This is a genomic window from Pseudocalidococcus azoricus BACA0444 (genome assembly GCF_031729055.1).
Taxonomy (GTDB): Bacteria; Cyanobacteriota; Cyanobacteriia; order Thermosynechococcales; family Thermosynechococcaceae; genus Pseudocalidococcus; species Pseudocalidococcus azoricus.
In genome coordinates this window covers 1-21,220 of record NZ_JAVMIP010000008.1, presented here as the reverse complement: position 1 = coordinate 21,220, position 21,220 = coordinate 1, and the positions used below count along the sequence as shown (strand labels likewise).

The 21,220-nt window shown below is 48.4% G+C and carries 11 protein-coding genes, 2 tRNA genes, 3 rRNA genes and 1 pseudogene; 10 read left to right on the top strand and 7 right to left on the bottom strand.

Annotated features, from left to right (window positions below):
* Positions 1 to 422 precede the first annotated feature (422 nt).
* The 4 genes from RIF25_RS09145 to miaA form a co-directional block, all read right to left on the bottom strand.
* Positions 423 to 890: a DUF29 domain-containing protein gene (locus tag RIF25_RS09145; RefSeq protein WP_322878238.1), complete on the bottom strand. Its 468-nt coding sequence runs from the start codon at positions 888 to 890 to the stop codon at positions 423 to 425.
* 30 nt (positions 891 to 920) lie between these two features.
* On the bottom strand, positions 921 to 1,373 hold the full coding sequence (locus RIF25_RS09140; protein ID WP_407682384.1) for a DUF29 domain-containing protein: 453 nt from the start codon (positions 1,371 to 1,373) through the stop codon (positions 921 to 923).
* Positions 1,374 to 1,404: 31 nt separating this feature from the next.
* Entirely contained in the window at positions 1,405 to 4,803 is a 3,399-nt protein-coding gene (locus RIF25_RS09135; RefSeq protein ID WP_322878236.1) for a helicase-related protein, read from the bottom strand.
* A 413-nt stretch (positions 4,804 to 5,216) separates the two neighbouring features.
* A complete protein-coding gene (miaA, locus tag RIF25_RS09130) occupies positions 5,217 to 6,131 on the bottom strand; it encodes a tRNA (adenosine(37)-N6)-dimethylallyltransferase MiaA (RefSeq protein WP_322878235.1) in 915 nt (304 codons plus the stop codon).
* 133 nt (positions 6,132 to 6,264) lie between these two features.
* Between miaA and gyrB the strand changes: the two genes are divergently transcribed.
* The gene (gyrB, locus tag RIF25_RS09125) at positions 6,265 to 8,187 is read left to right on the top strand and encodes a DNA topoisomerase (ATP-hydrolyzing) subunit B (RefSeq protein ID WP_322878234.1); all 1,923 of its coding nucleotides are present in this window, start codon (positions 6,265 to 6,267) and stop codon (positions 8,185 to 8,187) included.
* Between the two features lie 141 nt (positions 8,188 to 8,328).
* On the opposite strand, the gene RIF25_RS09120 is transcribed toward gyrB, so the two are convergent.
* Complete coding sequence (locus tag RIF25_RS09120) at positions 8,329 to 10,059, bottom strand: ATP-binding protein (RefSeq protein WP_407682383.1); 1,731 nt, start codon at positions 10,057 to 10,059, stop codon at positions 8,329 to 8,331.
* A gap of 561 nt (positions 10,060 to 10,620) precedes the next feature.
* A complete protein-coding gene (locus RIF25_RS09115; protein WP_322878232.1) occupies positions 10,621 to 12,810 on the bottom strand; it encodes an aromatic acid exporter family protein in 2,190 nt (729 codons plus the stop codon).
* A gap of 366 nt (positions 12,811 to 13,176) precedes the next feature.
* On the opposite strand from RIF25_RS09115, the gene RIF25_RS09110 reads away from it, so the two are divergent.
* The 9 genes from RIF25_RS09110 (at position 13,177) to RIF25_RS09070 (ending at position 20,848) form a co-directional block, all read left to right on the top strand.
* Positions 13,177 to 14,666 (top strand): 16S ribosomal RNA (locus tag RIF25_RS09110).
* Between the two features lie 114 nt (positions 14,667 to 14,780).
* Positions 14,781 to 14,854 (top strand) — tRNA-Ile (locus RIF25_RS09105).
* Positions 14,855 to 14,864: 10 nt separating this feature from the next.
* Positions 14,865 to 14,937 (top strand) — tRNA-Ala (locus RIF25_RS09100).
* 156 nt (positions 14,938 to 15,093) lie between these two features.
* Positions 15,094 to 17,974 (top strand): 23S ribosomal RNA (locus RIF25_RS09095).
* Positions 17,975 to 18,071: 97 nt separating this feature from the next.
* Positions 18,072 to 18,188 (top strand): 5S ribosomal RNA (gene rrf, locus RIF25_RS09090).
* Together the 16S, 23S and 5S rRNA genes with 2 tRNA genes alongside form the textbook arrangement of a ribosomal RNA operon.
* A gap of 70 nt (positions 18,189 to 18,258) precedes the next feature.
* The gene (locus tag RIF25_RS09085; protein ID WP_322878231.1) at positions 18,259 to 19,077 is read left to right on the top strand and encodes a carbohydrate ABC transporter permease; all 819 of its coding nucleotides are present in this window, start codon (positions 18,259 to 18,261) and stop codon (positions 19,075 to 19,077) included.
* 149 nt (positions 19,078 to 19,226) lie between these two features.
* Positions 19,227 to 19,448 (top strand): membrane protein insertion efficiency factor YidD, encoded by a 222-nt coding sequence (gene yidD, locus RIF25_RS09080; RefSeq protein WP_407682379.1) that lies wholly within the window; start codon positions 19,227 to 19,229, stop codon positions 19,446 to 19,448.
* Positions 19,449 to 19,495: 47 nt separating this feature from the next.
* Entirely contained in the window at positions 19,496 to 20,017 is a 522-nt protein-coding gene (locus RIF25_RS09075; RefSeq protein WP_322878230.1) for a hypothetical protein, read from the top strand.
* Between the two features lie 42 nt (positions 20,018 to 20,059).
* Positions 20,060 to 20,848, top strand: coding sequence for a M15 family metallopeptidase (locus tag RIF25_RS09070; protein WP_322878229.1), 789 nt, complete (start codon positions 20,060 to 20,062; stop codon positions 20,846 to 20,848).
* Here RIF25_RS09070 and RIF25_RS17265 read toward each other — a convergent pair.
* A pseudogene (locus RIF25_RS17265) lies at positions 20,818 to 21,156 on the bottom strand (transposase); the annotation flags it as partial. The gene RIF25_RS09070 and the pseudogene RIF25_RS17265 sit on opposite strands and share 31 nt — an antisense overlap.
* Positions 21,157 to 21,220 lie beyond the last annotated feature (64 nt).

The following is a 21,220-nucleotide window of genomic DNA, read 5'->3' as shown; positions in this document are numbered from 1 at the left end:
CTTCTTCCTCAAAGGCAATCGCTAAGGCCTGGAGTTTTTGAAAGAGTCGTTCTACCGATTGTCCAGGTTGATATTGCTCAAAACGAGGCGCAAGGGGTTTGCCTGGCTCTTGTCGTACCCACATCCAAAGTTGTTGCGTCCTGGCCTGGTCACAAAAAATCAGTAAATGGGATTTGGTGTAGGTGGTTAGTTGTCGGTCGAGTTTAACCCGCATTGGCCGGGGCGGAATATCCTTGGTCGTACACAAATAGACCGCAAATCCCCGTTTTTCAGCAATAGATTCGACTTGAAATAATTCTTCGTCTGCCTCTAAAGTTAAGCGTACTCTGCTAACACTATCCCAACCGAGTTCCTCAATGAATAGCGACTCAAAATCAAACTTTTTAAGGTAGGCCTGGCAGCGGGGACGGTTTAAGGGCATTTTATTTCTCCGTGTTTTCATTTAGCCAAACATCATTATTTAAAAGACTCTCGACTGAGCGATTGAATGGCCATTCATTGGGAAAGTTCACTTGAGGATAGCCTTGACGGACATTTTTGAGGGCAATTCTCCAGGCCTGGTTAAAACTTTCGGGACAACGACTCTTCAGGCTTGGGGCAAAACCTAAAAGAATTTCTAATTCCGTGCGTTGATGTCGAATCGTGATCTCCCAACCATTGAAATTTTCCGGTAAGTTAACATAGCACCGCTTCAGGAGATGCTCCAGTAATACTGTTAACCGACTGAGCAATTCTTTCTTTTGAGAAATCCCCAATGCTTCTACCTCCTCGATTAAATGCTCCAGATCAAGATGCTCAAAGTCCTTAGCTCTTAGTTTGGCGGCTGTATCTTCTGACCATAGTAAAATATCTTGATCATAGAGTGAGAGAGGTGCTTGAGTTTGAGACATGGAGTTAATCCTCAGTGATAAAAATAAAGATCATGGCCTGGCCTGGGTGAGTGTTGCCGGAAAATTGGGATCAAATATTTGCTCAGAGGTATAGGGGCAAACTGCGGGTAAATCTTGATCATCTAAATCCGTCTCCCGTAACGCCAAATCAATTCCTGATAGGTATGCTTCTGTAATCGCTTCCGGTAAATATGGCTTGAGGCTAGGGCTATCTTTCAAAAGGTAATTGATCTCTCTCCGTTGTTCTCGGATCGTGACTTGCCAAACTTTATTCCGGCAGCTAGATTGATAATCCCACTTTAGTAAATGTCCAAGTAAAATCCCAAGATGATGTTCTAACTCTCGTAGCTGCTGCTTCCCCAAAGATTCTATTTCTTCTGTCAAATTAATAATGTCTAAGTTTTCCCAGGCCCCGGCTTTCAAGAACTGCGATTGCTCCACTGTCCAGGCATAAAAGTCGGTTTCATAGAGGTTAGTTGAGATCATGGCACTACCTGAGCTTGCTTTTTCTAATTTACTCAGTCAAACTGGCCTGGTTAAATAGCCCCATTGAGCAAATAATTTGGGCCCCCGACCGCTGTTCTTCTGGGTTAATCACACATAAAGCATCATGCTCCCGCAAGAAAATCACCCGTTGGGCCAACTGCTCATCACTAATGCCTGTTTTCAGTTCTCGGTTTAAGTCGGCAATGGCTTTCTGCTTCAGGGGATGGTTGTGGATTTCTCCAATTGCCCGCTCTAAGCTTTCCCACTCCGAGCCAGTCGCTAACAGGGGTGTTTTTTCTCGCACTCTTTGGGTATAAGCCATTAAGCGATCATAGGTTCTGGCAGCGGCACTTCTTTTATGGCCTAAGGTTCCAGGGACACGCTTGGCCTGTTCGGCAATTAGTTCTGCCCCCGTCTTGACTAATTCATGGTGCTGGGGATGACGAGGTAAGGGGAGCGTATCAAAACTACACCGGGCCTGGCGTAAGATTCGCATTTGGGATTGGGTAACGCTATTTCCCGCTTTATCTATCCAGGCCAGGGCATCGGTTCCTTCCGGAGTGCGTAAATAGACTAAAACCCCTTCTGGATCAATTTCACTAGGTTCATGATCACGGGTGGCAAAGACAACATCGGGGAGCTTTTCGATCATGCCTTTGAGTTCTGGCCTGGCATCAATCGCACTTTGCCAAATCTGAAGAGCTTCTGAGGTTAAATCCACATCCCCTTCATCTTCCTCATCCAGAACCCCCGATTTCTCGTTATAGAGATGGTGCAGAGCTTCCCGTTGCTCCTCATCCTCAAAAAAGGCTTCATCTGTCCCCACCACTTCTTGGTTTTCGTTTAAGCGATGGAGTAGTCGCCCCCGCAAGTTGATCAGTTCCTCTACCCCATCGGCTGGTAAAAAGGAATAGCAAAGAATTTTTTCGGCCTGTTGCCCAATCCGATCCACCCGCCCGGCCCGTTGAATCAATCGGATAATTGCCCAAGGCAAATCATAGTTGAGGATAATGGCGCAGTCTTGGAGGTTTTGCCCCTCACTTAAAACATCGGTAGCGATTAAGACCCGTAACTGTGACTCAAAGGGGATTTGCTTACCATTGCTGACAGGACTAAACCGATGGGCTAATTCCGTGGGGGTTGCGGTTTGTCCCGTTGCCAGGCCAATTTGATCAATTCTCGCCTGTTTCAGAGCTTGTTCTAAATACCGGGCTGTATCGGCAAATTGGGTAAAGATTAAGACTTTTTCCGTAGGATGACGGGTTTGGAGTAACTCAATTAAGGCAGTCAGTTTTTGATCCTGGCCTGGGTTCCATGTTCCGGCTAGATTGAGTATCTGCTCTAGGGCTGAAATATCCTCCTGTAAATGATCCGCTAGGTCTGCCAGAAATAAATCCGGGCGAATCCACTTAAACCGCTTGGGGTATTGCTGGCGATAGAGGGTATAAATTTCTGCTGCTCGTTGTTGAAAATCCTTTTGGGGGGCAATCGTGTCTTCATCCAGGCCCTCATCCGTATCAGATTCCGTTTCTAAGTCCTGGCTCATTTGGCTGAGTAGGGAGTTCTCATCTTCATCTTCATTTACGGCATCCAGTAATTTGGCATCTTGGGCCCCAATGGGTAAGGGCAAATTCTGCTGGAGGGCATACAGATAAACATAGTTACGGAGAATATGCCGTTCTAGTGAGAGTAAAAATGCCGCCCCACTACTTTCCAGTCGCTTAAATAAATTCGTCCGACAAAAGCCCATCAACCGTTGCCCGGCCTGGGACAGATTTACCAATAACCTTTCCTCTTCTAAACTGGCTGGTGTGGCTGGCTCTGGTTCAATATATTCCCCTAACCCATAGCGAGGCAGATTTAAGGCATTGATCACATCAACTACTCGTGTACCGAAAAGACGGGCATAGGGGTCTCTTGCGGGTTCTCCAATCGGAAACTGCACCGTGCGGGGATAGCGAGTAGGAAAGTAAAATTTCTCACCGCTGGGAAACTCTAAGTAATAGCCCCGCTCATCCTGTTTGGCATAGGTTGATTTAATAAAACTACGGGTTCGGCGGACCATGTAGCGGCTCATGAGTTGCTGCCAGTCTTCAGGTTCAGGACTTTGCTCAAAGGCTAATAACGACCGGACTGGAATAGAGCTATGTTGCCGCTGGAACTGCATTTCTCCCCCCAGATTGCGGATGTAGGCCTCGGGCTTAATGCCTATATCAGATTCTGAATTGAGAAATAAACTCAGTTGGGCTGAGAGGTCAAGATAGGTTTTGTTATAGGGGGTTGCGGTCAAGAGAATACAACGGCTGCCACTTTCTTCGATGTACTTGTTGATGGCCTGGTAACGTTTTCCTTCTTTGTTCCGTAAATTATGACTTTCATCAATCAAAACCAGCCGATACCGAGCCGGAACATTGGGCAGTTCTTGGATAACCCGACTAATGGGGATAACCTTGCCTCGGAGTCCATAGTTATCAACATAGCTTTGCCACATGGAAATAAGGTTTTTTGGGCAAATAATTAGGGTACTGGTACCAAATTCTTCTTCGCAAAGGTGGGCAATCGCTGTACCGACTAGGGTTTTCCCTAACCCCACCACATCGCCAATGACCACCCCATTCCGTTTATTGACGTGATGCGCCCCAATCTGAACTGCTGCCTCTTGAAACCGTAATAGGCCAAAGCTAGAAGGAGGCCGAAATTGGCTTAACCCATCCCTTGCTTCTTGGGAGAGGTGATAGGCCATTTTCAGGTAAACCAAGTAAGGTTTCAGCGACCGTCCAGCCCAACTTTCATCAATGATTTCGGCTAATTCCTGGGAAATATCAAGACAAAAATTATCTTCCCAACAGTTTTGAAACCATTGCTCCAGCTTTTGATTGTCATCTCGATCGACAATTTCAACATTTAACTCCCCTTGTTTGCTTAAGCCAGAGAGAGTTAAGTTACTGCTGCCGACATAGCCAATGATGGGCGTGGCTCGATCCTGGCGATAAATCAAATAAAGTTTGGCGTGGAGCAGATGCCGCAAAAAGAGCTTAACGGTTAACTTTTGGCTCAGAAGCTGCTCTCGGAGTCGTTTTAAGCCAGCCTCATCCGCAACGGTTGGAGCCCCATAGGTCAACTGCTGACGAAATTCCTGGGCCATGAGTGTTTTTAGTCTGAGGGATTTTCCTCGATCAATGCGATGGTTTAACTCACCAATGGCTAGGGCTTGCTTTAGTTCTTCTTGGGGCGGCCGATACATTCCCACTAGGAGACGACATTGTTGACCAGCCCCCCCTGAGAACAATTCAATATGGTGATCGAGTTGCCGCCATCCTCGCAGGTTGAAATACCCCACACAAAAATCAGCCCGATAGGCCTGCTTGAGGTAAGCCTGTAGCTCTGGCAGTAATGGTTGTTCTATGTTGTCGTAAATACTGGACATGGGGGGCAGTGAAGATTCCTCTACCAAACTAAAGCAAGAGACTGACTATCTGCCAGAACAATTCAGTCGGCCAGTTTTCGGGCATACCCAGGCCCTGGTGTTTATTTAATGCTTAGGCCTGCCACCCTACGAGAGCGGGACTGACCCACCACTGGAGCCACTGGATAGGGGGTAAATTCCTCTCTTTACTCCTGCTTTCAGGTTAGATAGTTCTTTCTGGGCCTGGAGATAGAGGGTGTGGCAATAGTTCGGATCGATTCTTCACCTTCGACCAGGCCAGCCACTTGACTCAGGACAAGCAACTATAGCGTTACGCAGACGGTTCTGAGAGAGTCAAGATCTTAAAAAGACTGCCCATCCAGCATTGTCTGACTTGTCCCCCTCTCACGTGAAATGAGTCACGCTATGGAGCATCACCCCAGGCCCCGTCTAAACTCTTGTACTCGTTTCCAAAGCTGATCCAATAGATTTTCGTCCGCAGCATCAAACCACTCCAATGTCATGCGGTTGCGAAACCAAGTCCGTTGGCGTTTCCCAAATTGGCGGGTGTGGATTGTGGTGGCCTCAATGGCCTGGTCTAAGCCAATCTGCCCTTGGAGATAGCGACCCATTTCTTGATATCCCAGAGTTTGCAACAGGGGCAATTCCCAGCCATATTCCTTGACAAGCAACTCAATTTCTCCGAGCCAACCCTGGGCCAGCATGGTTTTGACCCGTTCCTGAATCTTGCCGCTGTAGCTCCCTAGGTCTTGATAATCCAGCCCGAAAAATAGCATTGGATAATTGGGGGGCTGCTGATGTTGTAACTGGGAAAGTGGGATCCCTAAAACGTAATACACTTCCAACGCTCTCAAGGTGCGCACCTGATCATGGGGATGGATGCGTTGGCTGGCAACGGGGTCAATCTCTTGGAGCCACTGATAAATCTCTCCCTGCCCCAGATAACTCAATTGTGCTCTGAGTTCAGGTTGGGGGGGCACTGGCGGAATGGATAAACCCTGGGTGATGGACTGAAGATAGAGTCCAGTTCCGCCAACCAAAAGGACTGTTTGATCTTGGCTGTGAAAGTGTTGGATCAAGTCTTGGGCCTGGGTCTGATACTCGGCTACCGTCAGGGTTTGGGTTGGCTCACAAATATCAATTAAGTAATGGGGAACCTGGGCCTGTTGTTTTGTGGTGGGCTTGGCAGTGCCAATATCCAGGCCCCGATAGACTTGCCGGGAGTCCCCACTAAGAATGACGGTTTCTAGACATTGGGCTAGTTTCAGGGCCACCTCTGACTTCCCGCAGGCAGTCGGCCCAGCAATGACAATTAAACCGGGTTGCATCCCCCCTGCATTTTTCCCTTCTAGTGCGCCGTGAATCGCCGTTAACCCTTTTGTGCTAGAATTTTCAATGGAATCATCATTTTCTTGATTTTACCCAGTGAATTGGCCTGGGATTGACCGTTAAGGAGTTTTCATGTCCTTGGATTACAATGCCGCTCAGTTGCGCGTTCTTAAAGGGTTAGAGCCTGTCCGCACCCGGCCTGGGATGTACATTGGCACAACTGGCCCCAAAGGACTCCACCATCTAGTTTACGAGGTCGTGGACAATTCCGTTGATGAAGCCCTTGCCGGTTACTGTAACCATGTCCTGATCCAGATGAATCATGATGGTTCGGTGACGGTAACGGATGATGGGCGGGGGATTCCAACTGACATTCACCCAGATACAGGATTGTCGGGGGTGGAAACAGTGATGACGGTGCTTCACGCGGGCGGTAAATTTGGGGATGGGGGTTATAAGGTCTCAGGAGGACTTCATGGTGTTGGAGTGTCCGTTGTTAATGCCCTTTCTGAATGGTTAGAAGTGAAAGTTTGGCGGAATAATACGGTCTTTACGCAACGCTATGAACGGGGTGTGCCGATGACGGCGCTTGAGCCTAGCCCAGCTACAGAGAACCGCCGCGGCACCTCTGTCACCTTCTTTCCGGATCGACAGATTTTTACCGAAACCATTGAATTTGAGGCCAAAATTCTCACCAATCGTTTACGGGAGTTGGCCTACTTAAATGCCGGGATTCGGATTGAGTTCATTGATGCCCGCGGTGAAATCCCCCAATCGGAAGTGTATTGTTACGAGGGCGGTATCCGGGAATACATTCAATACATGATCCAGGACAAAGAACCCCTCCACCCAGAAATGATCTATGTCCAGGGCGAAAAAAATGATGTCCAAGTTGAGGTGGCCTTGCAGTGGTGTGCCGATGCCTATAACGAAAGTTTGATGGGTTTTGCCAATAACATCCGCACTAATGAAGGTGGAACCCACCTAGAGGGCTTAAAGGCGGTTTTAACCCGTACCCTCAATTCCATTGCCCGCAAGCGTAATAAGCTCAAGGAAGGTGATTCTAATCTGGCGGGAGAAAATATTCGTGAAGGCTTAACGGCAATTGTTTCCGTCAAAGTTCCCAATCCTGAATTTGAGGGGCAAACCAAGACAAAACTGGGAAATACGGAAGTGCGGGGGATTGTAGACTCGGTGGTTGGGGAGGCCTTAACGGAATATCTGGATTTTCGTCCCCAGGCCGCGGATAGTATTCTCGAAAAAGCCATCCAAGCCTTTAATGCCGCCGAAGCTGCCCGCCGGGCCCGAGAAATGGTCCGCCGCAAATCGGTTTTAGAATCCTCCACATTGCCCGGTAAATTAGCGGATTGCAGTTCTCGGGATCCGTCAGAATCAGAAATCTTTATCGTCGAAGGTGACTCTGCCGGTGGGAGTGCCAAACAAGGGCGAGATCGGCGCTTTCAAGCAATTTTGCCGTTGCGGGGAAAAATCCTCAATATTGAGAAGACAGACGATGCCAAAATCTATAAAAACACGGAAATTCATGCCTTAATTACTGCCCTGGGCTTGGGAATTAAAGGGGAAGATTTTGACTCCAGCCAGTTACGCTACCACCGGATCGTGATCATGACAGATGCCGATGTGGATGGGGCCCATATTCGGACATTATTGCTCACCTTCTTCTATCGTTATCAACGGGATTTAGTTGATCAAGGCTATATCTATATTGCTTGTCCACCGCTGTATAAACTCGAACGGGGTCGCCAACATTACTACTGTTACAATGACCGTCAGTTGCAAGAACGAATCGCCAGCTTCCCAGAGAATGCTAACTACACCATTCAGCGGTTCAAAGGTTTAGGAGAAATGATGCCCCAGCAGTTGTGGGATACAACCATGAATCCAGAAACCCGGATGATGAAGCGAGTTGAAATTGAAGATGCCGCTGAAGCAGATCGGATGTTTACCATTCTCATGGGTGATCGGGTTGCCCCACGGCGAGAATTTATTGAAACCTATGGGCCGAAATTAGCACTAGCTCACTTAGACATCTAATTTTGGGGTTGCAGATGGTACAAATCACTATTCGGTACGTGCTTTTGATGAATTAGGGGAGGAATTGCCTGTACCAGAATTTGCCCAAGACCTACATTTGACGGTGGGAGAGTTGTTTAGTTGGTTACTGGTCTAGCTCTCCTACTCGATACTTAAACCGCCAATTTTGCGCCCCCGCGGCCGACCTTGGGGTAAAGCAGCTTTGACCTCTCGGGCCTCTTGATGTTGAGCTTGAAAATAGTCTTGCCATAGCTGAGGTGCATCTAAGGTTTCCCCCCCATGGTTTGTTAAGCGGGTTCTAACTCGACAGAGCAAAGGCGTATTCACACAGGCCCCGGCGACAATTACTTGGCCTTTACTCAGGGCTGGTAATTCTTTGAGCAAATCCCGTCCGGCTGCTTCCACGCCATATTTAAGGCTATCTTGATCCACGGGGTTGACAATCCGGAGAATAAATTGGCTCATGCATTGGGACATCACGTCCGCATCCAGTTTTCCCGGCCGTTGTGTAATTAAGCCCACCCCCAGGCCAAACTTGCGACCCTCACTCAAAATAGTCCGAATCACCTGTTTACAGCGAGAGGGTTCATGGGCCGGGGCAAACCGATGGGCTTCTTCCAAGAGAATAAACACCGGATAGGGTAAATAATTTTCATCCCCTGCGCCTACATTGCCTTTGTGAGTATTCATCCGGGCCTGGTTGGCTTGCCTCAGAATTGCCGCACAAATCACCTGCTGTTCTTCTTGGCTAATTTCGCTCATTTGCAAGACCGTGACTTGGCCTGGGGCAAACAAATCCTGGGGGGCCAGATGTTGAAAGGCGTGGAAGTAGGGGGAGCGAGCTAACTTATCCAGTTTCCATTCTAAGGCCGGGGCTGAACTCCCTTGTTTTTCATTACCCTCTTCATCCTGGGTGCGGTCGGCTTCATTCACGGCCTGGATTAAGTCATTAATATCCCAACGCTTATCCTGATATTTCTTGATCACATTGGCATAGGCTTTGTTGAGAATGGCCTGTTGGCGATCACTCATTTGCGGTAACAGACTGAGGATGTCGTAATAGTCCAATGAGGAAACCCGAATATTGACGTTATTGGGCGTGAGAATTTTGACCTGGGGTTGATAACCATCTTCGCCCCGAAAGGCTGGATGTCCCCGTAACTCGGCTAGGGTATGGTATTCTCCGTGGGGATCAAAAATTAAAACCGCAGCCCGATTTTTGGGAAGCATTAACTCTTCCACCAAAACCCCAGCTGTATAGGATTTACCCGATCCTGTCCCTGCCAAAATGGCCATGTGGGTACTGACAAGTTCCTTAACATCCAAAGCCACTGGCACAGCTTCCGGCGGACGTAGTAGCAGTGAGCCTAAATGGACAGAACCCACCGCATCGGGAGCTTTTTTATTCAGAATTTGTTTGAGAGTGCTATCGGTTGCTTGAAAAACCTTGGTTCCTGGTTCTGGGGGGCGGCGCGGGTTGGAAAAGCCTAGGCGAGAATCAAAGAAGCCAATCACTTCCACGGTAATTTCATAGAGTTCTGGGGAGTCGTACTGAAAGCCAATCAAAGCCGCGATGGCTCCGGGTTCTAGTTCTCCATCGGCAAACATCCGATCCGGCAGGTGATCCACTAACCTACAGGCCGAGATTTTGCCAAGAATTTCTCGGGGGGGTTCGGTTCTATCGGTTCTAGATAAATCCAGTGGCGGTAAATGATAAAAGACGAATTCCCCGATCCGCACTGGCCCAGGATTAGCAGTAATAAAGATGTACTCATTACCCGTCTCCCCAGGCCCCTTGACTCGGCCGACCACAGTTAAGGCTGACCCAGGAGAGATCAATTCAGGCATCATAAATTCTGGTAAAGCGGGCATGATCATCACAAATAAAAAAGACCAGCATCAAAGTAACTACTGGTCATTCAGCCCAATTGTATCTTGTCTCAATCGGAGAGTTTTATGGCTTGTCGCTGCCCAGGCCGGGAATGGTGTTAACTTCGCCGCCTAAGTGCAAACCCGCTTTAACCCACCAACAGCATCATAATGTAACAAGGTACACAAAAAATGATTCATAAAACTTTACGTCTGGTTGCCTCACTAGGTATAAATACGACTAATCAATGCGGGGCCTGGGAAAGCCGCATCTTGCACAGTCTGAGTTCCGTGGTCGTTCAATCGGTGATGTTGACAGAAAGCGATCAGTCTTGCTGCTCTTTGATGTGATATTGCCCACAACAACGCGTCGAGAAAGTCAAAATTCCTATTGCCGTAGCATTCAAGGGCCTGAAGAAATACGGCCGACTTATCTAGGCTTACTAAATCTTCCTGACTTAAATGACTAAACAGTTGCTGAATCTCGATACGGCGAACTATATATACTTTTTGTAAGACATAAACGACTTCACAGGCAACTTCTAGGAGTAGGGTTACGTGTCATTAGCTTTTAGAGGTAGTGGGCCAGTCCTTGATCATCTGTTGTAGGTTATCGCTCAATTCCCGCAAAGTGGCAAACAACTGAATCGCCCCCATGACCGCATCAAGCTCATACTTCCTCGGTACTCCCCTCTCCCGTGCTGTTTTTAGATGTTGAATTGCCCGAGATTCTGCATCCGCCAATGTTTTGATCAACGTGACATCCGGTTGAGTTTCAGTTTTGATTCCCAAGGCGATGGACTCCAGGGCTGTTTTAAGGGGATAGGCCAGGGCCTGGGGATGACCAAAAAAGCGTTTGTAAGGGGCAATGGACTCAGGGTGTTGTAGCGCTTCTTCTAGCAACAGTAAATCCCGAAAAATGGCTGTCTCATAACTCAGGGTAAAATTCCAAAACCGTTCGGCCTGGGAAATACTGAAGTCATCAATCGGATCTAAATGGACTTCCTTCACCATGGTGCGGTGACTCATCAGGGTTTTCCGGGCCTGGGTTAAATCTGTGGTTAAATCCTGTTTTCCCTCGGCCTGGAACTTGGGGACTAAGCCGGTCATAAACGACTCGAGAGTAGTGGCAAATTGTCCAAAGGCCTGACTAATTTTCGGCGTGAGTTGGTTGCTGGTAATTTCTGGCCAAAGCAGTTGATTCAAAACCAACGCAATCACCAGGCCCAGCAGGGTATAGAAAAAGCGTCCAGCCACATAGACATTGAACTGATGGGTTTGGGCAATTAAAGAAATCACCAAAATAAAACAGCCATGCTTTAATCCCGGCATCACCCCCCAGGCCTGGCACAATACCATCGTCAAAAACACACCGAGGCCAATCCCCAAGGGATCCCCACCCATTGTGGAAAACAGAAAAATGGCTAAGAACGCCCCAATCCCCATGCCGATAATTTCATACCAGAGACGGTGCACACTTTGCCCCACCGTGGGTTGCATGCCGCCAAAGACCCCAATCACCGTATAGAAGCCAAAGGGCCAACTCGTCTGATTCAGTTGCACCAACCACAGGGCCAACCACATCCCCACAGCCGTTTTGCCAAAATGTCGGAGTTGTCGCCGGGCCGGAAACTTTAATTGCCATTGCTTAAGTGGCGGAATTATCCCAGGCCGGGGTTCATCCATAACCTGATTTGCAATGCTTTGCCACCCTTGAATCAATAACTGCAAACTGTGCAAATAGTCATAGCTATAAATCACCACTTCCAGGGAAAAATCTTGAGTAACCCCGGCCTGGCGCAAGGTTTGCAAATTCGCTTTCAACTTTTCCAGACTGGTTTCCAGGGCGACGGATTCTTTTTCGACCTCGAACTTGTGGGTAGGGTTTTCAATGGCCCGCAAGAGCGCATGAATCATCGCCTCGGCCTGGTCATTGATGGCGGCTAACTCCCCCCGTACTAACATCAAAAACCGTTGGGCCAGATCCTGCTCCTCTAAAATTTTCACCATCGAAGTCAAATGTCGCCGTACCCGCCGTTGATCCGCAATCAGTTGACTCCAATTCTCCGCCGTTAAATCCCGCCCCAAAAAGCCATATACCGACCGATTCAGTAAATCCTCACTACTTTGGTTCAACTTAATCAACCGATCTAACCGAGCTTCTGCCCCTAAGTCTTGCCGTTGATCCTGAATCACTCGATCCAAACAGGCCTGGGTTAACGTCTGACTCTGCTCTAAAAACTGCACTAAATTCTTTTGCAAGGTGTCCCGAGGCTTCTCCGGCCAAATCAAGACCGCCACCAGCACCGCCACGATCACCCCCAGGCCATTTTCCGTCACCCGATGCCAACTATAGAGCCAAGGATTTTTCTCAAACTCTGGAACCGCCACAATTAACCCGGCAATCAAACCGGCCTGGAGCGTCATCGCCGGATACTGCAACACCTCTGCCACCAACGTCGCCACCAAATAGGCCCCCGCCCCGACCCAGGCCCCATCTCCAAACACACTCAGCAAACACCCCGTGACTACCCCGGCAATCACACTTCCCCCCAACCGTCCCCAGCCCGCCTTGATCACATCCCCAATATGGGAAGAGAGCATCGTTGCCGTCAGCCCCATCACCGGATACTGAATTTCCGCCAACGGTAAATGCCGACAAAAGTGAGCCAAAATAGCCGCCGCCAGGCCCGTCTTAATTGCGTGCTTCCAAAAACTCTCGGGAACTGCCCTTAACCGCGCTAACCCCTGCAAATTCTTAAGCCCCTGCTGTTTCCCACTCCATCTGTGACCTTAGCAAACCCCAGGCCTGGATCTGATGATTTCCCGAAATCCCCGAGGTACTAGCAATCTCAAAAAAAATTAAACTCGTAAACCCTTAACTGGCCTGGGATGTAGCGAATCACTCGAAAAAATAGTCAAAAAGATTTAAAAAGGGTGTTGACAGTCCTAGATAGGGTTGTTATGTTAGTAAAGCGCTCGAGAGAGGCACTGCCTTCCGAAAGCGCCCAGAACCTAGAAAACTGAATAGTTTGAGAGCCAAACCATAGTAATCTCGTCAAATTACTTTTGATGTAAATTACATCATTTTCGAGCTAATGTCAAATTCACATTTGATTCAAAATGGAGAGTTTGATCCTGGCTCAGGATGAACGCTGGCGGTCTGCTTAACACATGCAAGTCGAACGAAGTCTTCGGACTTAGTGGCGGACGGGTGAGTAACACGTAAGAATCTGCCCTCAGGAGGGGGATAACAGCGGGAAACTGCTGCTAATACCCCATATGCCGAAAGGTGAAATGTTTTTTCGCCTGGGGATGAGCTTGCGTCTGATTAGCTTGTTGGTGGGGTAACGGCCTACCAAGGCGACGATCAGTAGCTGGTCTGAGAGGATGATCAGCCACACTGGGACTGAGACACGGCCCAGACTCCTACGGGAGGCAGCAGTGGGGAATTTTCCGCAATGGGCGAAAGCCTGACGGAGCAAGACCGCGTGAGGGATGAAGGTTTTTGGATTGTAAACCTCTTTTATCAGGGAAGAACACAATGACGGTACCTGATGAATAAGCATCGGCTAACTCCGTGCCAGCAGCCGCGGTAAGACGGAGGATGCAAGCGTTATCCGGAATTATTGGGCGTAAAGCGTCCGCAGGTGGCTGTTCAAGTCTGCTGTCAAAGCCCGAGGCTCAACCTCGGATCGGCGGTGGAAACTGAACGGCTAGAGTATGGCAGGGGTTAGGGGAATTCCCGGTGTAGCGGTGAAATGCGTAGATATCGGGAAGAACACCAGCGACGAAAGTGCCTAACTGGGCCATTACTGACACTCATGGACGAAAGCTAGGGGAGCGAAAGGGATTAGATACCCCTGTAGTCCTAGCCGTAAACGATGGACACTAGGTGTTGCTGGTATCCACTCCAGCAGTGTCGTAGCCAACGCGTTAAGTGTCCCGCCTGGGGAGTACGCACGCAAGTGTGAAACTCAAAGGAATTGACGGGGGCCCGCACAAGCGGTGGAGTATGTGGTTTAATTCGATGCAACGCGAAGAACCTTACCAGGGTTTGACATGTCGCGAATCTCGGGGAAACTTGAGAGTGCCGTAAGGAGCGCGAACACAGGTGGTGCATGGCTGTCGTCAGCTCGTGTCGTGAGATGTTGGGTTAAGTCCCGCAACGAGCGCAACCCTCGTCCTTAGTTGCCAGCATTTAGTTGGGCACTCTAGGGAGACTGCCGGTGACAAACCGGAGGAAGGTGGGGATGACGTCAAGTCATCATGCCCCTTACATCCTGGGCTACACACGTACTACAATGCTACGGACAGAGGGTTGCCAACTCGCGAGAGTGCGCTAATCCCTTAAACCGTGGCTCAGTTCAGATTGTAGGCTGCAACTCGCCTACATGAAGGCGGAATCGCTAGTAATCGCAGGTCAGCATACTGCGGTGAATACGTTCCCGGGCCTTGTACACACCGCCCGTCACACCATGGAAGTTGGCCACGCCCGAAGTCGTTACTCCAACCCGAAAGGGAGGGGGACGCCGAAGGCAGGGCTGATGACTGGGGTGAAGTCGTAACAAGGTAGCCGTACCGGAAGGTGTGGCTGGATCACCTCCTTTTATGGAGACCCAACTTTCCAAGATTGCTAGTCAATCTTATTGGAAAAGTTCAGGTCTAAACGAGACACTATTGTTGAATCTCTCAAACATTCACTAGGTTTAGCAGACAGGCATGGGCTATTAGCTCAGGTGGTTAGAGCGCACCCCTGATAAGGGTGAGGTCCCTGGTTCAAGTCCAGGATGGCCCATAATTTGCCTGGGGGTATAGCTCAGTTGGTAGAGCACCTGCTTTGCACGCAGGGGGCCAGCGGTTCGAGTCCGCTTACCTCCACGTTTCGTAAGAAACGGGTCTGTTAAAAAAAGCACTAGATTCAGAACCTTGAAAACTACATAAATTAATTTAGTCAGGTAGTTCTAAAAACTCGACAGACTTTAAGTAAAGTCTGTCTTTAATTTAGACACTAGAAAGACACCAATGTTGAATTGTGGTCAAGCTACAAAGAGCCTACGGCGGATACCTAGGCACACAGAGGCGATGAAGGACGTAGTTACCAACGATATGCTTCGGGGAGCTGGAAGCAAGCTTTGAGCCGAAGATTTCCGAATGGGGCAACCCTATATACTGTCACCTGAATCCATAGGGTGATTAGAGCCAACCCAGTGAATTGAAACATCTTAGTAACTGGAGGAAAAGAAAGCAAACGCGATTCCCTGAGTAGCGGCGAGCGAAATGGGAACAGCCTAAACCAAAGTGCTTGCGCTTTGGGGTTGTGGGACAGCGACATGGAATCGAGCGACTAGATGAAGTAGTGGAATGCTACACCAGAGAAGGTGAAAGTCCTGTAGTTGAAAGTTTAACGATACTAGCTGTATCCCAAGTAGTCCGGAGCACGTGAAATTCCGGATGAATCTGCGAGGACCACCTCGTAAGGCTAAATACTCCTGTGTGACCGATAGCGTATAGTACCGCGAGGGAAAGGTGAAAAGAACCCCGGAAGGGGAGTGAAATAGAACATGAAACCGTAGGCTTACAAGCAATCGAAGGTCGATTTAGCGACTGACGGTGTGCCTGTTGAAGAATGAGCCGGCGACTTATAGGTACTGGCAGGTTAAGACGAGAATGTCGTAGCCAAAGCGAAAGCGAGTCTGATAAGGGCGTTAGTCAGTATTTATAGACCCGAACCCGGGTGATCTAACCATGGCCAGAATGAAGCTTGGGTAACACCAAGTGGAGGTTCGCACCGACCGATGTTGAAAAATCGGCGGATGAGCTGTGGTTAGGGGTGAAATGCCAATCGAACCCGGAGCTAGCTGGTTCTCCCCGAAATATGTTGAGGCATAGCGGTTGAGATTATAGCAGGGGGGTAAAGCACTGTTTCGGTGCGGGCTGCGAGAGCGGTACCAAATCGAGACAAACTCTGAATACCCTGTGTACACTCAGCCAGTCAGACGGTGGGGGATAAGCTCCATCGTCGAAAGGGAAACAGCCCAGACCACCAGCTAAGGTCCCCAAATTACTACTAAGTGGTAAAGGAGGTGGGAATACACAGACAACCAGGAGGTTTGCCTAGAAGCAGCCACCCTTAAAAGAGTGCGTAATAGCTCACTGGTCAAGTGTTCCTGCGCCGAAAATGAACGGGACTAAGTAGTGTACCGAAGCTGTGGGATATATCTACCGATATATCGGTAGGGGAGCGTTCTGCATTAGTTTGAAGCATTAGCGTGAGCAGATGTGGACAAGGCAGAAGTGAGAATGTCGGCTTGAGTAGCGCAAACATTGGTGAGAATCCAATGCCCCGAAACCCCAAGGGTTCCTCCGGAAGGCTCGTCCGCGGAGGGTTAGTCGGGACCTAAGGCGAGGCCGAAAGGCGTAGTCGATGGACAACTGGTTAATATTCCAGTACTGGTATTGGTTTGTGCAGAGGGACGGAGAAGGCTAAGTCAGCCGGCGATTGGTTGTGCCGGTTTAACTGTTCGAGGCTTTGAGGCGCGGTGAAAACGTGCTGAGCTGAGACAGGAATACGAGGAACTACGGTTCCGAAGTGGCTGATGTCATACTTCCTAGAAAAGCTCTAAACACGTTAAACCAATTTCACCCGTACCCGAAACCGACACAGGTGGGGGGGTAGAGAATACCAAGGGGCGCGAGATAACTCTCTCTAAGGAACTCGGCAAAATTGCCCCGTAACTTCGGGATAAGGGGTGCCACCGCGAGGTGGTCGCAGTGAAGAGGTCCAGGCGACTGTTTACCAAAAACACAGGTCTCCGCTAAGTCGTAAGACGATGTATGGGGGCTGACGCCTGCCCAGTGCCGGAAGGTTAAGGAAGCTGGTCAGCGAAAGTGAAGCTAGCGACTGAAGCCCCGGTGAACGGCGGCCGTAACTATAACGGTCCTAAGGTAGCGAAATTCCTTGTCAGGTAAGTTCTGACCCGCACGAAAGGCGTAACGATCTGGACGCTGTCTCGGAGAGAGGCTCGGCGAAATAGAAGTGTCTGTGAAGATGCGGACTACCTACACCCGGACAGAAAGACCCTATGAAGCTTTACTGTAGCTTGGAATTGGGTTCGGGCTTTGCTTGCGCAGCATAGGTGGGAGGCGTTGATAGTTTTCTTGTGGGAAAACTGGAGCCATCGGTGAGATACCACTCTGGCAAGGCTAGAATTCTAACTCTCTGCCGTTATCCGGCGAGGGAACAGTTTCAGGTGGGCAGTTTGACTGGGGCGGTCGCCTCCTAAAAAATAACGGAGGCGCGCAAAGGTTCCCTCAGGCTGGTCGGAAATCAGCCGTAGAGTGCAAAAGCATAAGGGAGCTTGACTGCAAGACCTACAAGTCGAGCAGGTACGAAAGTAGGCTTTAGTGATCCGACGGTACTGCGTGGAAAGGCCGTCGCTCAACGGATAAAAGTTACTCTAGGGATAACAGGCTGATCTCCCCCAAGAGTTCACATCGACGGGGAGGTTTGGCACCTCGATGTCGGCTCATCGCAACCTGGTGCGGAAGTACGTGCCAAGGGTTGGGCTGTTCGCCCATTAAAGCGGTACGTGAGCTGGGTTCAGAACGTCGTGAGACAGTTCGGTCCATATCCGGTGTAGGCGTAGGAGCATTGAGAGGAGTCCCCCTTAGTACGAGAGGACCGGGGGGAACGCACCGCTGGTGTACCTGTTGTCGTGCCAACGGCAAACGCAGGGTAGCCATGTGCGGAGTGGATAACCGCTGAAAGCATCTAAGTGGGAAGCCCACCTCAAGATGAGTGCTCCCATGGCATAAGCCAGTAAGGTCACGGGAAGAACACCCGTTAATAGGCTCTAGATCGAAGTCCAGTAATGGATGAAGTCAAGGAGTACTAATAGACCGAGGGCTTGACCTCATATTTGGTGTCTGATTGACTAAATTAATTCTGTAGTTTCAAGTTTTTAATCTAATGTCCTAATCAAGTTTTTCTTAATTTTCTAAGTTTTAATCTTCTTGGTGCTCATGGCGTAGTGGAACCACGCTGATCCATCTCGAACTCAGTTGTGAAACGTTACTGCGACGAAGATAGTTGGTGGGTAGCTGCCTGCAAAAATAGTTCAGTGCCAAGATAATATTTCCAGCCTCCCTTCTTTTTCATTAAAGTTGGGAGGTTTTGGTTTATGAATCCTCGTTTTATTTATGTTTTTCCTTAGATTATGGTCTTGGCAGCAATTGCTTTTGTGCTTGCTTGCTGCTTTGATTTTGTTGCCCCTAGTAGTTGCCTTCCTGACATCTGGCTGGCCGCCTGGCTCTTTGGTTGAATTTGAACTCTTGCCGAAGGAGGGATGGTCTTGGGGGAGTTATCTCCAGGCTTGGCATTTAGGGCATTTTATTCGAGCCTTTGGAAATTCGACCTTAGTGGCACTCGGGGTGACTGGGCTACAAATTTTCACCTCGGCTTTAGCTGGCTATGCATTAGCAAGAATGAGGTTTCCAGGCCAAAACCTAGTTCTGCTGTTAGTTTTAGCGAGCTTGGTGATTCCGTTTCAGTTACTTGTGATCCCTATTTTTATGATTCTGCGCTGGGGGCATTTGATTAATACCTTTGGGGCGTTGATTTTACCGATTGCGGCCAATGGCTTTGGTATTTTTTTAATGCGGCAGTTTTTTTTGACAATTCCAGTTTCCCTAGAAGAAGCAGCGGCTTTGGATGGGGCAAGTCGCTGGCAGATTTTATGGCAGATTTTACTTCCTTTGTCCCGACCAGCCTTAGTGACTCTGTTTCTGTTTACGTTTATTGGTGAATGGAATGATCTGTTTAAGCCGTTAGTATTTACAACAAAACCAGAATTAATTACGGTACAGTTGGCCCTAGCTAATTTTCAGGAGCAGTTTACCAATGATTGGCCGTTGATGATGGCGGCGATCGTTATTTCAACGATTCCTGTGGCATTGGTTTTTATTGTCGGACAAAAGCAGTTTATCCGGGGGATTGCTACTACTGGGGTGAAGAATTAGGCTCATTTTCTGCTTTGGCGTGCCACTGACTTTGACTGGGCGATAGGCTATGGGAAGGCCATGGCCTTTCTAGATCGGTTTGGAATGCTGAGGCAAGGAGTGTTCTGACCTAAGGCTTGATGATTGGCTTATGAAGTTGAGGGTTGTTGATGAAAGCAATGCTAATTGGGTTAATTCGCGTTTACCAGGCCACGTTTTCAGCGGCATTTTTACCCAGTTGTCGGTATCAACCTACTTGCTCTAATTACGCCATTGAAGCCATTGAACGGTTTGGTGTGATACATGGGGCCTGGTTAGCTGTTAGACGAATTTTACGGTGTCATCCTTGGGGTGGGAGCGGCTATGATCCGGTTCCCGAACATAAGCATTAAGTAGCTAAGAAGTATGACCTGGTTCAGGAGTTAGCGATGTTTGGCCCATGAAAAGACTGTTGAAGATACTACTTTATGCTTTGGGTGGATTTTTAACTTTAACGTTGGCTCCATATATCCTCTTCTGGCTGAGTATGGAATGGGAGATGAGAGCACAAACCTACGATATTACTGACAGCAATTTTAGTTCTATTGCCGTAGCATCATTGGAGAGTCTGAGTTGTGGATCAATTCCTGCTAGTATTCGCGTTAAACGCTATTTTCGACAAAGCAATTTCAATGATGGGGATGAATTATGGTTGCTAGAGTCCGAAACGAACCAGGGAGTTATTGAGCTAGTAAATAGGCTCAGGCTCAGGCCTCTAAAGCAAAGGGGAAGTATTGAAAAAATTAGTGGAGTGTTGGCCAATAAGCCGGCCTGGGTGGTACGTCCGCAGGAGAAGATCAAATGGTTATTTTCTGATGCTGATGATCAACGACCAGAAGTTTCCCAAGATTGTAAGACTGGACTCTTTTACCTATGGAGTATTGATGGTAAAGCAATTTTCTTGTATCACATCATTACTTAATTACTGAGCTAATTATTTTTACTTGCCTTAGTGAGCCAACTCATGAAACCTTATCAACTCATTTCAATCCAAGACTGTCATGAATCATTAGTGCTCATTGATCAATCAATTTTCTTCTGCTTAGAACCCCATCCCTATATTATTGCTGGCGCACCCTATGATGCGGTCTCTCCTTTTTATCTGCGCCAGGGTGTCTTAGAGGCGTTGTCCCAGGCCCAGCAAAATTTACAAAGCATTCAACCCACCTGGAAATTAGCAATCTTTGATGCCTATCGTCCGGTTGCGGTACAGGAATATATGGTGAATTATACTTTTAAAGAATTACTGGCAGCACGGGGACTGGAGAAGACAACTCTAACATCTTCACAACTGGATGCTATTTGGGCTGAAGTTTATACTTTTTGGGCAGTTCCTAGTCATGATCCGCAAACGCCCCCACCCCACAGCACTGGAGCGGCAATTGATTTAACCTTGGTTGATTCAGATAAAAAGTTAATCGATATGGGTTCGCCTATTGATGAGATTTCCGACCGATCATTTCCAGAGTATTTTTATCACCAGGCCCAGCGACTCGATCTTAATTCCAATCAAAAAGATGATTATCTCAAGGTTCATCAGCATCGTGAGATTTTATATCAAGCCATGCGCCAGGCCGGGTTTCAACGACATCCCCAAGAATGGTGGCATTTTTCCTTAGGTGATCAACTCTGGGCCTGGCAAATCCAACAGCAAAGTGGGTGTTCAATGGTTGCCCGTTATGGTCGTGCTGATTTAATTAACGTCAGTTCGGGATACGGAACTCAGAGAACAATAGCAGGCTTCTTAGGTTGATGAGCATAGGCAATCAAGCCACAGATTAGGTTCACACAAAAATTAAGGGGACTACGATGCCGAGAGTGCTCTATCTGGGAAATGTTTTTTGACTGGTCAATAATCGATTCAATAATGGCTCGTTTTCTGGCTAGAAGTTTATCCATCAAAGCCATTAGATAGTTTTCCTACGGACGAGCAAAGTTCTACATATTGCGTCGAAGTTTGGCAAAAAATTGAATATCAAACCGCTCGAATAGCCCTTGGGCTAACGGTTTTGAAACATAACCTCTATCGGCAAACACCTTACCAAACATGGAGCAGAGCAGCCGTCGCTAAGGGTTGTCCCAGAAAATGAAGCTCGATTGAGGACAAAAAATAAGACCGCTTGCT

Excerpts from the sequence above, each read along its gene's own strand:
- RIF25_RS09120 (WP_407682383.1), bottom strand. The coding sequence starts at position 10,059 with ATGCCCGCTTTACCAGAATTTATGATGCCTGAATTGATCTCTCCTGGG.
- miaA (WP_322878235.1), bottom strand. The coding sequence starts at position 6,131 with ATGCAACCCGGTTTAATTGTCATTGCTGGGCCGACTGCCTGCGGGAAG.
- RIF25_RS09070 (WP_322878229.1), top strand. The coding sequence starts at position 20,060 with ATGAAACCTTATCAACTCATTTCAATCCAAGACTGTCATGAATCATTA.
- yidD (WP_407682379.1), top strand. The coding sequence starts at position 19,227 with ATGAAAGCAATGCTAATTGGGTTAATTCGCGTTTACCAGGCCACGTTT.
- RIF25_RS09145 (WP_322878238.1), bottom strand. The coding sequence starts at position 890 with ATGTCTCAAACTCAAGCACCTCTCTCACTCTATGATCAAGATATTTTA.
- RIF25_RS09135 (WP_322878236.1), bottom strand. The coding sequence starts at position 4,803 with ATGTCCAGTATTTACGACAACATAGAACAACCATTACTGCCAGAGCTA.
- RIF25_RS09085 (WP_322878231.1), top strand. The coding sequence starts at position 18,259 with ATGTTTTTCCTTAGATTATGGTCTTGGCAGCAATTGCTTTTGTGCTTG.
- gyrB (WP_322878234.1), top strand. The coding sequence starts at position 6,265 with ATGTCCTTGGATTACAATGCCGCTCAGTTGCGCGTTCTTAAAGGGTTA.
- RIF25_RS09075 (WP_322878230.1), top strand. The coding sequence starts at position 19,496 with ATGAAAAGACTGTTGAAGATACTACTTTATGCTTTGGGTGGATTTTTA.